General features: G+C 67.4%; 14 protein-coding genes. 9 read left to right on the top strand and 5 right to left on the bottom strand.

The window, feature by feature from the left end; translation table 11 throughout:
* Window positions 1-133: 133 nt before the first annotated feature.
* From NM2_RS34415 to NM2_RS34400, 4 genes are all read left to right on the top strand, one after another.
* On the top strand, window positions 134-2524 hold the full coding sequence (locus NM2_RS34415) for an acetyl-CoA acetyltransferase (RefSeq protein ID WP_067677729.1): 2391 nt from the start codon (window positions 134-136) through the stop codon (window positions 2522-2524).
* Between the two features lie 100 nt (window positions 2525-2624).
* Window positions 2625-3557, top strand: coding sequence for a LysR family transcriptional regulator (locus tag NM2_RS34410; RefSeq protein ID WP_067677726.1), 933 nt, complete (start codon window positions 2625-2627; stop codon window positions 3555-3557).
* A gap of 799 nt (window positions 3558-4356) precedes the next feature.
* Window positions 4357-5457: a terpene synthase family protein gene (locus tag NM2_RS34405; RefSeq protein WP_245718347.1), complete on the top strand. Its 1101-nt coding sequence runs from the start codon at window positions 4357-4359 to the stop codon at window positions 5455-5457.
* Window positions 5458-5590: 133 nt separating this feature from the next.
* Entirely contained in the window at window positions 5591-6871 is a 1281-nt protein-coding gene (locus tag NM2_RS34400) for a sensor domain-containing diguanylate cyclase (RefSeq protein ID WP_067677723.1), read from the top strand.
* Between the two features lie 32 nt (window positions 6872-6903).
* On the opposite strand, the gene NM2_RS52040 is transcribed toward NM2_RS34400, so the two are convergent.
* The 3 genes from NM2_RS52040 to NM2_RS34385 form a co-directional block, all read right to left on the bottom strand.
* Window positions 6904-7104 (bottom strand): hypothetical protein, encoded by a 201-nt coding sequence (locus tag NM2_RS52040; protein ID WP_067677720.1) that lies wholly within the window; start codon window positions 7102-7104, stop codon window positions 6904-6906.
* Between the two features lie 193 nt (window positions 7105-7297).
* Window positions 7298-7702, bottom strand: coding sequence for a hypothetical protein (locus NM2_RS52035; protein WP_067677717.1), 405 nt, complete (start codon window positions 7700-7702; stop codon window positions 7298-7300).
* Between the two features lie 247 nt (window positions 7703-7949).
* Window positions 7950-8372, bottom strand: coding sequence for a MerR family transcriptional regulator (locus tag NM2_RS34385; RefSeq protein ID WP_067677714.1), 423 nt, complete (start codon window positions 8370-8372; stop codon window positions 7950-7952).
* A gap of 73 nt (window positions 8373-8445) precedes the next feature.
* Here NM2_RS34385 and NM2_RS34380 point away from each other — a divergent pair, with 73 nt between their 5' ends.
* On the top strand, window positions 8446-9060 hold the full coding sequence (locus NM2_RS34380; protein ID WP_067677711.1) for a class I SAM-dependent methyltransferase: 615 nt from the start codon (window positions 8446-8448) through the stop codon (window positions 9058-9060).
* Window positions 9061-9081: 21 nt separating this feature from the next.
* Here the strand turns inward: NM2_RS34380 and NM2_RS34375 are convergent, their stop codons facing one another.
* On the bottom strand, window positions 9082-9534 hold the full coding sequence (locus NM2_RS34375) for a response regulator (protein WP_084531858.1): 453 nt from the start codon (window positions 9532-9534) through the stop codon (window positions 9082-9084).
* A 555-nt stretch (window positions 9535-10089) separates the two neighbouring features.
* Entirely contained in the window at window positions 10090-10713 is a 624-nt protein-coding gene (locus NM2_RS34370) for a TetR/AcrR family transcriptional regulator (RefSeq protein WP_067677705.1), read from the bottom strand.
* A gap of 318 nt (window positions 10714-11031) precedes the next feature.
* Between NM2_RS34370 and NM2_RS34365 the strand changes: the two genes are divergently transcribed.
* From NM2_RS34365 to NM2_RS34350, 4 genes are read left to right on the top strand one after another with little or no spacing between them, the layout of a single operon-like run.
* On the top strand, window positions 11032-11838 hold the full coding sequence (locus NM2_RS34365; RefSeq protein ID WP_084531857.1) for an SDR family NAD(P)-dependent oxidoreductase: 807 nt from the start codon (window positions 11032-11034) through the stop codon (window positions 11836-11838).
* A 26-nt stretch (window positions 11839-11864) separates the two neighbouring features.
* Window positions 11865-13130, top strand: coding sequence for an aromatic ring-hydroxylating oxygenase subunit alpha (locus NM2_RS34360; protein ID WP_067677703.1), 1266 nt, complete (start codon window positions 11865-11867; stop codon window positions 13128-13130).
* A 5-nt stretch (window positions 13131-13135) separates the two neighbouring features.
* Window positions 13136-13471, top strand: a complete 336-nt coding sequence (locus NM2_RS34355) for a hypothetical protein (protein ID WP_067677857.1) — start codon at window positions 13136-13138, stop codon at window positions 13469-13471.
* A 48-nt stretch (window positions 13472-13519) separates the two neighbouring features.
* Window positions 13520-14359 carry a TauD/TfdA dioxygenase family protein gene (locus NM2_RS34350; protein ID WP_067677701.1) on the top strand — a complete coding sequence of 280 codons (840 nt, stop codon included), beginning with the start codon at window positions 13520-13522 and terminating at the stop codon, window positions 14357-14359.
* The last annotated feature ends 9 nt before the right edge of the window (window positions 14360-14368 follow it).

The raw sequence follows: 14368 nt of genomic DNA, 5'->3' as shown, positions 1-14368 counted from the left end.
CGAACAGTCCTGATACGGTGTAAAACAAATGTCCAGAACAGTGTCCACGAGGTGCGGCTGCCGCCGCTCGCAGTGCGAGGCCCATCCCCAGCGCGGATGACACCTGCTGCAGGCCGGAAGGAGTGCCGCGATCATGCCCGACAACTCACCCGAATCGGTGACCATCTCCCCGGCCACACCCGTACTCGTCGGCGTGGGCCAGGCCTCGGAACGGCTCGGTGACACCGGATATCGCGGCCTGTCCGCCGCCGATCTGGCCGCGGAGGCCGTACGCGCCGCACTCACCGACACCACCACCGATCCGACCGCACTCGCCGCCGCCCTCGACGTCGTCGCCGCTATCCGCGCGTTCGACGATTCGAGTCCCTACGCCACCGCCGCACTCGGCGCGCCCGACAATGTGCCCCGGGCGATCGCGCGGCGGATCGGCGCGAACCCGTCCCGGGCTATCCTCGGCCCGACCGGCGGACAGGGCCCGCAACAGCTGCTCAACGAGCTGTGCGGGAAGATCGCGCAGGGCCGCTGCGACGCCGCGCTGCTGGTCGGCGCGGAAACCATCTCGACCGTCCGGCACCTGGCGAGTCTGCCGCCCGCCGAACGCCCCGACTTCACCGAGTCCGACACCGGCTCGCTCGAGGATCGCGGATATTCCATCCAGGGGATGACCCCGTTCTACGCGGTGCGCCACAACGTGGTCGAACCCGCGGTCAGCTACGCGCTACTGGAGAACGCCCGCCGCGCCCGGCTCGGGGATTCGCGGGCGCGATACGCGCAGGCGATGGGCGAGCTGTTCAGCCCGTTCACCGCGGTCGCCGCGACCAACCCGCATGCGGCGGCCCCGATCGAACGCGACGCCGCCGAACTCGTGCGCGTGGACGAGCGCAACCGTCTCATCACCGACATCTATCCGCGCTTCATGGTCGCCCGCGATCAGGTGAACCAGGCCGCCGCGGTCCTGGTGACCTCCACGGAAACCGCTGACCGGCTGGGGATTCCGCAATCGCGGCGGGTCTATCTGCACGGATACGCCGACCTCACCGAACGGGAACTGCTGGTCCGCCCCGATCTGGATCGCAGCCCGGCCGCCGTCGCGGCGGTGCGGCACGCACTGGACATGGCCGCCATCGGCATCGACGATCTGGCGACCATGGATCTGTACAGCTGCTTCCCGATCGCGGTGTTCAATCTGTGCGACGGTCTCGGCCTGGATCCGGTCGATCCGCGCGGGCTGACCGTCACCGGCGGGCTGCCGTTCTTCGGCGGACCGGGGAACAACTACACCACGCACGCCATCGCCGAAACCGTTGCGCGCCTTCGCGATCGGCCCGGCAGCTACGGCCTGGTCTCCGCGAACGGCGGTGTGCTGAGCAAACATTCGGCGGGCGTCTACTCGACCACACCGGCGCCGTGGCGCGTCCGGCCCACCACATCCCTGCAGGCCGAACTGAACGATGCGCCGGGCGTATCGGTCGCCTATCAACCCAACGGCTGGGGAACGATCGAAAGTTTCGTTCTCCGTTACGGTTCCGGCGGATCCCCGCGCGCCACCGTCGTGGGCCGCCTGGACGACGGCCGCCGATTCCTGGCCGCACCCCTGGACGGCGAGACCACCAGCGTCCTGACCGATACCGAACACCCGGCCGGACGACGCGTCTTCGTCCGCTCCAGAGATGCGGGCAACCATGTCACGCTGAGCCGCGAGGCGATGGATGCGGCACTGGCACAGCATATTCCGGACCTGCGCGCGGAATACGACACCGTCTCGGTCTCGACCTCCGGGCACATCCTGGAGGTGACGATCAACCGGCCCGCGAACGGCAACGCCCTCACCGGCGACACCTACCGCGAACTCGGCGAAATCCTCACCGCCTTCGCCCACGACGACGATCTCCGGGTCGCGGTACTCACCGGCGCGGGGAACGAGGCCTTCTCCCTCGGCGCGGACCTGCACGGCATCCGCTCGCCGCTACAGCTGATGCTCCAGCCGCACAACGGATTCGACGGCTCACCCCTGGACGCCACACCGGCCAAACCGGTGATCGCCGCGATCAACGGCCGCGCCGACGGCGACGGCCTGGCCCTCGCGCTGGCCTGCCACCTGAGCGTCGCGGACGAGACCGCGACCTTCGCCGTCCCGGACACCGCTCTGGGCATGCCGCCGGGAACCGGCATCCTGCTGCGCCTGCCGCACCTGGTCGGCCGGGCCCTGGCCTACGACATGATCCTCACCGGACGCCGCGTCGACAGCGCCGAGGCGCTCGCGGCCGGTCTGATCACCCGCACCGCACCGCAGGGCAAGGCCCTGGATCTGGCCCGGGAGATGGCCGCGGACATCGTGGCCCGCTCGCCCGTCGCCACCCGCGCGGCCCTGACGTTCCTGGCGCGAACCGAAACGCTGCCCGATGCCGAGACCACCGCACCGCACACAGCGGTCCTGGCCGACGCACTCGTCGCGCACCGCGATCCAGTCGACGGTATGACCGCGTACCGCGAAGGGCGCGAACCACATTGGCGCAACGCATGATCGATCTCGCCGAGTGCACCATCTCGGCACTGATATCTTCCGTATAGAAATTACCCCGGATTGAGACTGGAAATATTTCAGTCCGGCCTAGGCTCAGGCCATGGAACTGCGTCATCTCCGCTACTTCGTCGCGGTCGGCGAGGAATGCCACTTCGGCCGTGCCGCCGAACGCCTGCACATCGCCCAGCCGCCACTGTCCCAGCAGATCAAGGCGCTGGAGAACGAACTCGGCGTGGTCCTGCTCGAGCGCTCCACCCGCCGGGTCGAACTGACCCCGGCCGGTCGGCATTTCCTGGATCGCGCCCGCGGCATTCTGGCCTCCCTCGACGTCGCGAGCACCGAGGCTGTGCGCATCGCGTCCGGTGAGGTGGGGCGACTGGCGATCGGCTTCACCGGCACCGCCACCTACGAACTGCTGCCGACCCTGGCGCAGATAATGCGCGAGGACCTGCCCGGCATCGAAATGGATCTGCGCGGTGAGATGCTCACCCCGCGACAGGTCGCCGCACTCGCCGACGGCACCATCGATCTGGGATTCCTGCGCCCGCCGGTGAACGATCCGCAACTCGAGGTGCGCGTGCTGCGCCGCGAACCGCTCATCGCCGCGTTGCCGCTGGCGCATCCGCTGGCCGATCAACCGGCGGTGCGGCTGGCCGACCTGCGCGCGGACACGTTCATCAGCTATCCCTCGCACCGGCGATCGGTGGTGCACGACGCGGTCGAAACGGCCTGCCGCAAAGCCGGATTCCGCCCCGAACGGACACAGGAGGTCGCCGAGACATCCACGCTGGTCTCATTGGTCGCCGCCGGTTTCGGGGTAGCGCTGGTGCCCGCGTCGGTGCGGCATCTGCAGATCACCGGCGCGACGTTCAAACCCCTGGTGGGCACCACCACCGAGGTCGAACTGGCGATCGCCTGGCGCAAGGGCGACGACTCCCCCGTCCTGGCCCGGGTACTCGCCCGATCGCAGGCCCTGCTGGGCGGCGGTCGCGGCCGGGGTGAATCCCGATTGGGCGCCGAAATCCGAGGATGACCTCGCCGATCAAGCTGTTCGTCCAGGGCGTCACGCCGCTCGAGTACGCCGGGCACCGCTATTGCGCTTATCTCGCAGGGTATCTCGAAGGTCCCGCGTCGCGATTCTCCTTCCGTCCGCCCGGACCCAGTCGATTCTGTTGCTGGGCAGCGAGTCCCGGCTCGTACCGCTGAAATCCATTCTCGCGCACATCGACCCGACCAGGTACGGACACGATGCCGTCCTGTATCACGTGTGTCGACCCGCGAGGATCTGCACGAGCACACCCATTTCGAGGCCGTGCAGGACGAGCACGCGTGGTTCACCTACCGCCCGGCGCTGTCCCGCGAGGAATGACAGGGCCGCGCGGCCGGATACCCGGCCGACTCGCCCAGGGCCATCCTTGGGCGGCCGGGCGTGTCGCGTACCTCTGCGGCAGCCCGGAGATGATCGCCGACACGATGAAGGCCCTGATGAAGGCACGACTGTTCCCGCGGGACAGCTACCGCGAGGACTTCTTTCGACTCGGCCGATCGCGTGTCGGGCACGAGTGTCGTTCGCGGCCCGCTGATCCGCCGCTGAGCCTGCCCCGAGCCGCATCCCACCAACCCTCGCCCGGCGGGGGCTGGTCGGAATGCTCGTGAACTTGACCCGATCGGCCCGGTCCGACAGCGCCCTAACCAGGACGAACATCGGACACACTGTTCGATTCGTCCTTATTGCTTACTCTTTAAGCACCGACTGGAACGATTATCACCAGTCGGTCTGACCGTCTCGACGGTGGTTGGTGGATCGGATGGACCGGGGAGGCAATCCCGTGGTGAGTGAGCAAACGATGGTGGACACGGCGCTGGTCGCAATGCGATCCGAGTACGACGCGCTGGTGGAACAGGGTGAGCGGTGGTCGCTGCGAGCACTGTTCAGCACACCGGACCGAGATATCGAGGACTACTGCCGAGAGTTCCGCCCCAACAGATTCGGCGAGCACGCACTCGCCGAGGTGGAACGTTTCTGTCGCCGACATCGGATCTGGCTGGAATCCGGCGGCGCGCACTACAACAGCATGACCCCCTATCTGCATCCGAACGCGGTTACCGCCGAACGGATGACGATCATCGGGATCTTCAACGCGATCCTGTTCTGGCTGAACGACACCGTCGGCCGGGAGAAGTTCGCGCATCTGTCCGAGGACGAGCAGCTGCGTGCCTCGTACACCGCGGGCCGATTACGTGACATGCTCGAATCCCGAAGCCCGGCAGCGGATCCGAGCCGGGAGGAAATCGCCACAGCCGAATTCCTGGACCTGCTGGCCCGCGACGCCGAACCGGTATGGCTGGATCGGTTTCTCAGCTCGACGGCCGAACATCTGCGGACCGCGATCCGCAATCAGAACACCGACGCCCGTGGCGGATTGCTGAGCGTCGCGGAGTACATCGATCTGCGATCGGAGGTCTCCGGCATGTATCCGGCGATCGCGATGTGCGAGTTCGGCCGTGACGACTATCTGCCCTGGGATCTCATCCCGGCCGACGTCCCGGCCGCGCAGTTGCGCAGACTGCAACAGCTGACCGCCGAGATCGGTGCGCTGATGAACGACATGTTCTCCTTCGAGAAGGAGTGCATCGCCGATGGCGCCGACTTCAACCTGATCCCGGTGTGGCTGCTGAACACACCGGGCGCGACCCTGGCAGACGCTGTGCACGGGTCGGCGGCGATCGTGCGCGATCGGCTCACCGAATTCCACACCCTGAGCGAGCAGATCCTCAACGAATACGTCGCCCGGGCCGAGCGGCGGGCGGCGGAGTCGGTGGCCGCGCACGTGCGCGATCTGGTCGGCTGCGTGCAGGCGACCTGGGCCTGGGAGATCGTCACCCCGCGATACAAGGGGGTCTCGATCTTCGACGAGAACCATGCCGTCTGACCGCTGCCACCAACCGGAAATATTCCGCGCAACAGCTTCTTGCACATTTGATCTAGTGTGAGAGGCAAGACTGCGCCAGATCGGAGAGGGGTATGCCGATCGGTCGCCGGACATCGAGGGGGTGCTGGAGGGTATGGACCGAGATTCCCTGGTCGCAGACTGGTGGCGGGAACTGTCCGCCACGGGTGCGGGACCTGCGGAGCCCGAGCAGGCCCTCGGGCTGCTGACGCGGCTGGTCGATACCCTCCGGTCCGGACTCGCGGCGCGGGAATTCGACCCGGCCGCGGGCACCTCGGTCGGCGAGGCCCTGGCGGATGCGGGGTGGACCGACACCACCGTCCCGATCCGCACCGTCCAGGTCCTGCAGCCCCTGGTCGGCGAGGGTGACCGGCCCGACGCCGGCGCCCGGTTCGCCGTGCTGGGCGCCGCGCTGGCGCAGGGCCATCAGATGTTCCTGACCCGGCAGCAGCTCCGGCAGGATCAGAACGCGCGTTTTCGCATCGTCTTCGACAGCACCGACATCGCGATCGCCATAGGCGACACCGACGGGACGCTCGTCGACGCCAACCGCGGACTCGCCGACATGATCGGCGTGCCCGTCGAACAACTGTGGGGAATCTCGGTCTACGACTTCGCCCACCCGGACGATCAGGACGAGATCCGGGCCCTGATCTTCGACAAGCTGGTCCCCGCCGGGGAGGGCTCGGTCAAGATGGAACGTCGCCTGCTGCGCTCGGACGGCAGTGTGGGCTGGGTGGCGTTCTCCATCACCTATGTCAAGGGCAACCAGAGCCACGGCGACTACCTGCTCGCGGTCGGTGAGGATGTGACCGAACGTCATCGACTACAGCAGGAACTGCACTGGCAGGCCCGGCACGATCCGCTGACCGGCCTGCCGAACCGCCGCTGCCTGCTGGAGAGCATCGAGGCCGTGTCCTCCGGCGTCGGCGACGACGACCAGGTGGGCCTGTGCTTCGTCGACCTGGACAGGTTCAAGCCCATCAACGACATGTACGGCCACGGCACCGGGGACAGGGTGCTCACCGAGGTCGCCACCCGCTTCGGTGACAGTGTGCGCGAACAGGATTGCCTCATCGCCCGCATCGGCGGGGACGAATTCGTCGCCCTGATCCCGCCACCGGCGGAGAACGACGTCGTCATCACGATCGTCGACCAGTTGCAGTCGGCCCTGGTCGAGCCGATCGCCGTCGACGGCCACCAACTGCACGTCTCGGCCAGCATCGGAGCCATCGTCACCCCGCTCGCGGGCTCCGACGCGGAGTCGCTGCTCGACTCCGCCGACACCGTCCTGTACCTGGCCAAGGCGAACCACAAGGGCCGCTCGGTCCTGCGCACCTCGCACCGAACCACCGAGCGCCACAGCCACACCCACCCTCTGACTCCCCCGCAGTAGACCGACAGGCTCACCGGTTGCGGCCCATCGGTTCACGCCAGAATGTGCGGCAGACCGGCGCGGTAGCGGGCCGCGTCGAGCTGTTTGAACGGCTCGAGTTCGGGCGGTTCGACCAGCGGGAAGATTCCGGCGCGCGGGCCGGGATCGCCCGCGGCGTCCACGATCGCGTTCGCGGCCGCGCGCCCGGATTCGTTCGCACCCTCCATCGTCGCCAGATCGATGTGGGTGCGCACGTAGTCGCCGCCGAAGAACAGTTACCGATCCGCATACCCGCCAGCGACGGATCCGCTTCCAGCACAGGCCCGTTCAGCAGGGACACCGCCTTGTCGACCGGCATCGCACAGAGGCACCAGTCGGCCGTGACGGCCCGCTCACCCCGCCGCCGACGACCCGGACACCGGTGATCCGCCGATCCCGGACGTCCAATCACGTTGCGCGAGCGCCCATTACGAACCGCATACCACGCGAGCGCAGATACGCCACCCACGTATCGATCCACACCTCGTTGGTCGGACCGCTCAGGATCCGGTCCGCGCCGCCCTGATACTGCGGGAACAGTCCGGTCCCGGCGAGTACGAGCGCCTCGCCGATGGTGCCGATCGTGCGCGCGGAACTCAGATGCGGTTTGGCCGCGAGGGTGATGCGGGTCAGCGCGGCGACCAGATATTCGCGGTACGCGTCGGATTTGCCCTGCGCTTGGAGCATGTCCTCCCACGAGATGTACTCGAACTGCCCGAACCGCCGCTCGGCGGAGCTGGTGAACCACATGGCGACCTGTTTGCCGAAGAACGCCAGTTCGGCGTGCGGCAGGGCGGGAATGAACCCAGACACGACGGCTCGTACCCGGTGACCCGATATCCGCGTTCGGCGAGTTCGTGCGCGGCCGATAATCCCGACATCCCGCCGCCGAAGATCGCCACCTCCCGTCCCCGCGAGGTCGCACGAGCCGCGATCGGACCGGCTGATGCGCGCGGTAGATATGCCGCCGCGGTGGCGGCCAGCGCGGCACCGGCCACGGCAGCGCCGCGCAACACCGTGCGCCGGCCCATGTCTGTCGAACGTGCGAATCAGTACGCGCTCAGTGGTTTTCGTCCATCAGCTCGGTGACCGGCGTTCCGGTCAGGAGTGCGTCCAGACCGCCGAGCATGGTCGGGCATTCACGGGCGGGATGCTCGGACGGGCACCGCGCGGCGTGCGTCAGGAAGGTCTGTGCGGTGCGGGCCCGCGCGATGGCCTCCTCGAGTTCGGCGATCTGTCGCTCGAGCACCTCGCGCCACTGCGGACTCGGCGCGTCCAGCACCGCCGCCGCGGTCTCCAGCGGAAGTCCCAGGCTGTGCGCCACCTTGATGAAGGCGAGCCGGCGCAGCTGTTCCCGGTCGTACATTCGTTTGCCGCCGCGGCGCGCGGCCGGACGCACCAGGCCGCGCTCGTCGTAATACCGCAGCGCCGAGGCGGCCATGCCCAGTTTCGCCGCGGCCTCCCCGATCGGGATCAGGTCCATGGCGCCATTTGACCTCCAGTCGGCTTGAACTTGCAAGGTGGTGACAACACCCATTCGCGAGGAGGACGTTCGCATGAACCCGCCGCAGACCCTGCCGGTCAACCATCACGCCGATCATCCCGGATTCTCCGGACCCGCCGGGCTGGCGGCCGGTGCGCTGATGTTCGCCGCCGGGCGGCGACGCGCCCGCATGGTGATCGAGACCGCCGCGGTGACCGGATCCGACCGGGTCGTCGACATCGGATGCGGTTCCGGTGCCGCGGTGCGGGCCGCTGCCCGTCGCGGCGCTCGGGTCACGGGGGTGGACCCGTCGCCGGTGATGTTGCGACTGGCCCGGCTGCTCGTGCGCGGTTCGTCTATCCGGTGGGCGACCGGTGTCGCCGAGCGGTTGCCGCTGGGGGATGACGAGGCCACCGTCGCGCTCGCCGTGGCGACGGTGCATCACTGGCCCGATGTCACGACCGCACTGACCGAAGTGGCGCGGGTGCTGGCGCCGGGCGGCCGTTTCGTGGCCGTCGAGCGATATTCACCGGTGGGCGCGACCGGTCTGGCCACACACGGCTGGACCGAGGATCAGGCGCGATCGTTCGCCGAGCTGTGCCGCGCGGCGGGGTTGGCGGACCCGGGCATCGAGCGAATCACCGTGGGGCGGCACGACTTCTGGGTCGTACGCACCAACCGCGCCTGACGCGTCCCGAGCGCCTGCGGGTCAGCCGCCCAGCGCACTGCCCGCCAGGCGCGATTCGATCCGGGAGAGCAGATCGACCGTGCGGAACGGCTTGCGCACGTAATCCGACGCGCCACAGGCCATCGCCAATTCGGCGGCCTCCGGATCTGATTCGGTCGACACGGCCACAATCGGGGCCGAGACCATCTGCCGCAACTGTCGGCACACGTCCGGACCGGGCAGGTCCGGCAGGTCCAGATCCAGAAGCACCAGATCCGGATGCCACTGCGGGGCAGCGGCGAGCACCTGGCGTCCGGTGACGGTGCGCAAGGATTGATAACCGGCGTGTTCGAGAACCAGCCCGACCATCTCCGCGGCGGCCGGATTGCCTTCGGCGACAAGCACTCTGGCCACCATGAGTCTTCCGTCGCCGACCGGGGCGGAGGTATTGGGTGTATTGGGCACTGTGGACATCGGGTGCGGATATCTGTTCATGGCACAGTCCTCGCTTGCGGGATCCCCCGACCCCTCTGCTGCTCCGCGTCGCGATCGACCTCGCTGCGGCTCATGCCTCACGATGTCGGTTTTGCGACTGTCGGACCTCGACGCTATGCCTGGCAGCAACTGTTCAGCAATGAAAATGGCAATAAAATTCGCACGAAACGTCGATTGCGACCGTTTCGTGATCTTTCATCGAACTCTCGTCCACCGGGCACCATCGGTGTATACCCAGCCGAGACGTCCGTAATCAACCGGCGATCGACCGGTCGAGCCGTGCATGGTCCGTGATCAGCCGGAAGATTCCGAACCGGTCGACAAGAAATCATTGCATCGCTCAGGTAATTCGCTTGGAGGGCCGGTCAGGGAGATCTCGGACCGATTTCCCGGACGGACGAGCCGCCCGCGCGGCGAGACGCCACCTCGGCCGTGACCTTCTCGAGCGTCCGGGTGGGCATGTCGGTTACCTGACCTCCGCCGAGATTCGCGCGACGCCTGACCACGCGGCCGCGGCAGGTGGGCTGGCCCCCACATCCACGACTCGACGGTCGCCTAGGACTGGCCGGGTCGCGCGGGGACGGCCGCTTCGGTGACCGGCCGCGGGTCACCCTCGAGTTCGCGCAGGAGTGTCTCGAGCAATGCGGTCACGTCGCGGTGGCCCGCATCGATGCCGAACGCCTCCTCCATGCGCAGGAACCGGGAGACACTGGACATCAGCAGGACCACCGCGGCCGGTGTGTATGTCTCGGACCGGTAGCCGTAGCCGTCCAGGACCCTGGTGACCTCGTCGAGTTGCAGCGTGCGAAATCGCTGGGAGGAGTTGGCGATCTCGGCGCGAATGGCCTTGCGATGGTTGGCCAGGGCGACGAATTCCATGGTCAGGGCCGTATGCGAGCGGTCGTGGATCGTCTCCCACAGCGCCCACAGCGGCTGCGCGGAGGCCAGCGCCTCGCTCTGTCGCTGGTAGCTGCGCTCCGCGCCGCGCCGGAACAGCTCGATGAACAGGTTGTCCATGGTGCCGAAGTAGTAGTACACGAGCGCGGGGTTCGCCTCGGCCCGCGCCGCGATCCGACGGGTACTCACCGCGGCGTAGCCCTCTTCGAGCATGATCCGCTCGGCCGCGTCCAGTAACGCGATGCGGGTCGGAGAGTCCTCGGGACCCGTGCCCGGCTTCATCTGGTGGCCTCCTGCGGACTCGACGACGTTCGCCCAGTGTACGGCTGGCAAATCCGGGCCTCGGAACCGCGCACCGAACGGAAACGCTTCCCGCCGAAGCCTATTGACAGCTCGGACACCGCTGCCGTATATCTTAGTCACTCGCCTAATTAGGCAGTCGATCAACTCCCCCGAGGCCTCGCCCCGGGACGTCCGAAAGCCTCGCGACGGCTCGATCCGTCACGGCCGATCCGAGAATGCGGCGCTGCGGCGGGGCACCGTACCGGGCGGATCGCCCGGCCGATCTGCACGCATGCGCGGCATACGAACGGAGATGTGATGAGCGATACGAACCGGCCCGACCTGGACCGATCGTCCGGTCCGGGCCTGGCGGCATCCCCTCGCGAGCAGGTGGCGGTGGTAACCGGCGGCGCATCCGGAATGGGCCTGTCCATCTGCGAGTCCTTCGCCGCGCACGGCTATCGCACGGCGATCCTGGACATCGACGGCCCGGCCGCACAAGAGGCCGCCGAGAAGCTTCGCGCCGGTGGCGCAGCGGTGCTGGCCCGCGCGGTGGATGTCGCCGACCGCGAAGCGGTGTTCGAGGCGATGGGTCAGGTCCGCGCCGAATTCGGGCCGGTCGACATCCTCGTCACCAGCGCGGGAATGGTCGGGTTCGCCCCGTTCACCGAGATCTCCCCCGAACAATGGCATCGCATCATCGAGGTGAATCTGACCGGAACCTTCCACTGCGCCCAGGCGGTGATCCCGGATATGGTCGCCGCCGGTTGGGGCCGGATCGTGACGATCTCCTCCTCCAGCGCCCAGCGCGGGTCGCCCGGCATGGTCCACTACACCGCCGCCAAGGGCGCGGTCGTGGCGATGACCAAGGGGCTGGCCCGCGAATACGCATCGTGCGGCATCACCGTCAACACCATCCCGCCCTCGGGCATCGATACGCCCATGTCACGCAACTCCCAAGCGGCCGGGAACCTCCCGGACAACGCCACGATGGCCAAGGCGATCCCGGTCGGTCACCTCGGCGCGGGCGAGGACATCGCCGCGGCCTGTCTGTTCCTGTGTTCCGAGCAGGCCGGATACATCACCGGCCAGGTGCTCGGCGTGAACGGCGGGTCGGTCATATGAACGGATCGCGAGATCAAGGAGCAACCGTGAGGCAATGGCCCAAACCCGCCGCGGGCAGCTGGACCGAGCACTATCCCGACCTCGGCACCGGCGCGATCTCGTTCGAGGACTCGGTGTCACCGGAATTCTTCGAACTCGAACGCGAGGCGATCTTCCGGCGCGCATGGTTGAATGTTGGTCGGGTGGAACAACTTCCGCGCACCGGAAGCTATTTCACCAAGGAGATCGACGCCGCGCGCGCCTCGATCATCGTGGTGCGCGACCGCGACGGCAGCATCAACGCTTTCCACAACGTCTGCCGCCACCGCGGCAACAAACTCGTCTGGACCGACGATCCGCGCACCGAATCCTCCGGCGTCTGCCGCCAATTCACCTGCAAATACCACGGCTGGCGCTACGGGCTCGGTGGGGAACTGGACTTCGTGCAACAGCCGGAGGAATTCTTCGATCTGGACACGAAAAAATCCGGGCTCGTCCGCGTGCACTGCGATGTCTGGAACGGATTCGTCTTCATCAACCTCGCCGACGAGCCTCGGCAGACATTGCGGGAATTCCTCGGCCCCATGGTGACCGCGCTGGACGGCTACCCGTTCGACCGGATGACCGAGTGGTACGAGTTCACCGCGGACAACGACAGCAATTGGAAACTGTTCGCCGACGCGTTCCAGGAGTACTACCACGTCCCCGGCCTGCACCCGCAGCAGATCCCGAACGCGGTGCGCACCGGAAAAGGCTTCGAGTGCGCGCACTTTCAACTCGACGGCCCGCACCGGATGGTCAGCACCGGCGGCGCGCGACGCTGGACGCTGCCGCCGGAGTTCATGTATCCGATCGAGCGGATCACCCGCAGCGGCTTGGTCGGGCCGTGGGAATCGCCCGAACTCGGCGATATGCCAACGGGTTTGAACCCCGGACGCGTCGAACCGTGGGGAATCGACAATTTCCAGATATTCCCCAATATCGAGATCCTGATCTACCGCGGCTGGTATCTGCTCTACCGCTACTGGCCGACCTCCTACAACACCCACCGCTTCGAGGGCATGCTGTGCTATCAGCCCGCGCGGACCGTGCGTGAACGCGTGGAACACGAGGTCGCCTCGGTGGTGTTCAAGGAGTTCGCCCTCCAGGACGCGGGCATGCTCACCGGCACCCAGACCGCATTGGAACAAGCGTATCGCAGCGCCGGGATCACCCGTTTCCCGGTCAACGATCAGGAAATCCTGGTGCGGCACTTCCACAAAGCGGTCGCCGACTGGGTCGGGGAATACCAGCGCGAACCGGCGGGAGTGTGAGCGCCGTGGCCGAGAACCTGCTGCCGCCCGAATTCGCCGAGTTCGAGGCGTACGCGCGAATCTGGTGCCTGCCCACCGAATCCGAGCGATGGGATCGCCGGATGTCCACGCCCATGCGGGATCTGGTGGCATTCCACGACGCGTTCCTGCCACGCTTGGAAGAGGCTATCCAGCACTGCGACAAATACCCCCTCGACGACCTGCCCGAGGACGTACTGAACCTGCTGTACCTGGTGTATTCGCTGGTGATGGTCGCCATGGCCGTGGAGATCTTCCAGCAGCCCGCACCCACCGACAGCGCCGACGCGCAATTGCGTCGCGTTGCCGAGCCGTCGCCGTAAACCCAAGTCCCGCTGCCGATTCCGGCGACGGGCCGGAAGGACATCGTCATGACGATCACCGTCGAACCCCTCGGCCACGAGGTCGGCGCACAGGTGACGGGCGTCGAGCGGGGACAGCTGCTCGACGACGACACCCTCGCCGGCATCCTGCCCCGGGCTCTCGAAGAGTACGGGGTACTCGTCTTCCGCGATCTGCACCTCGAGGCCGAGACGCAGGTGGCGTTCTGCCGCAAGCTCGGCGAGATCGATACCGAACCCGGGCATCATCCGGTCGAGGGCATCTACCGCGTCAGCCTCGACACCACGAAGAACTCCTCGGCGAACTATCTGCGCGCGACGTTCGACTGGCATATCGACGGCTGCACACCCCAGGACGACGCCTACCCGCAGATGGCCACCGTGCTCACCGCGAAGGCTGTGGCCGCGAGCGGCGGCGAGACCGAATTCGCCTCCACCTACAAGGCTTTCGACAATCTCACCGAGGCCGAGCGCACCCGGCTGGCCGCACTGCGGGTGGTGCATTCGCTGGAAGCCTCGCAACGTCCGGTCACCCCGGATCCCACCCCCGAGCAGCTGGCCGCGTGGCGTCGTCGCCCTACCCGCGAGCATCCGCTGATCTGGACGCATCGTTCCGGCCGCCGCTCGCTGGTGCTGGGCGCTTCGGCCGATCACGTGGTGGACATCGATCCCGATGAGAGCCGCGCACTACTGGACGACCTGCTGCACCGCTGCACCGCCCCCGAACACGTCTACCGGCACGAGTGGTCGGTGGGCGACACCGTGATCTGGGACAACCGCGGCGTCATCCACCGCGCCGCCCCGTACGAACCCGGCTCGCCGCGAGAAATGTTGCGTACCACCGTACTCGGCGACGAACCGATCAGCTGACGAGAACCA

It is taken from the genome of Nocardia miyunensis NBRC 108239 (assembly GCF_001613065.1).
Lineage (GTDB): Bacteria > Actinomycetota > Actinomycetes > Mycobacteriales > Mycobacteriaceae > Nocardia > Nocardia miyunensis.
The sequence above is the reverse complement of the archived record's forward strand: the minus strand, read 5'-3'. Positions and strand labels throughout refer to the sequence as shown.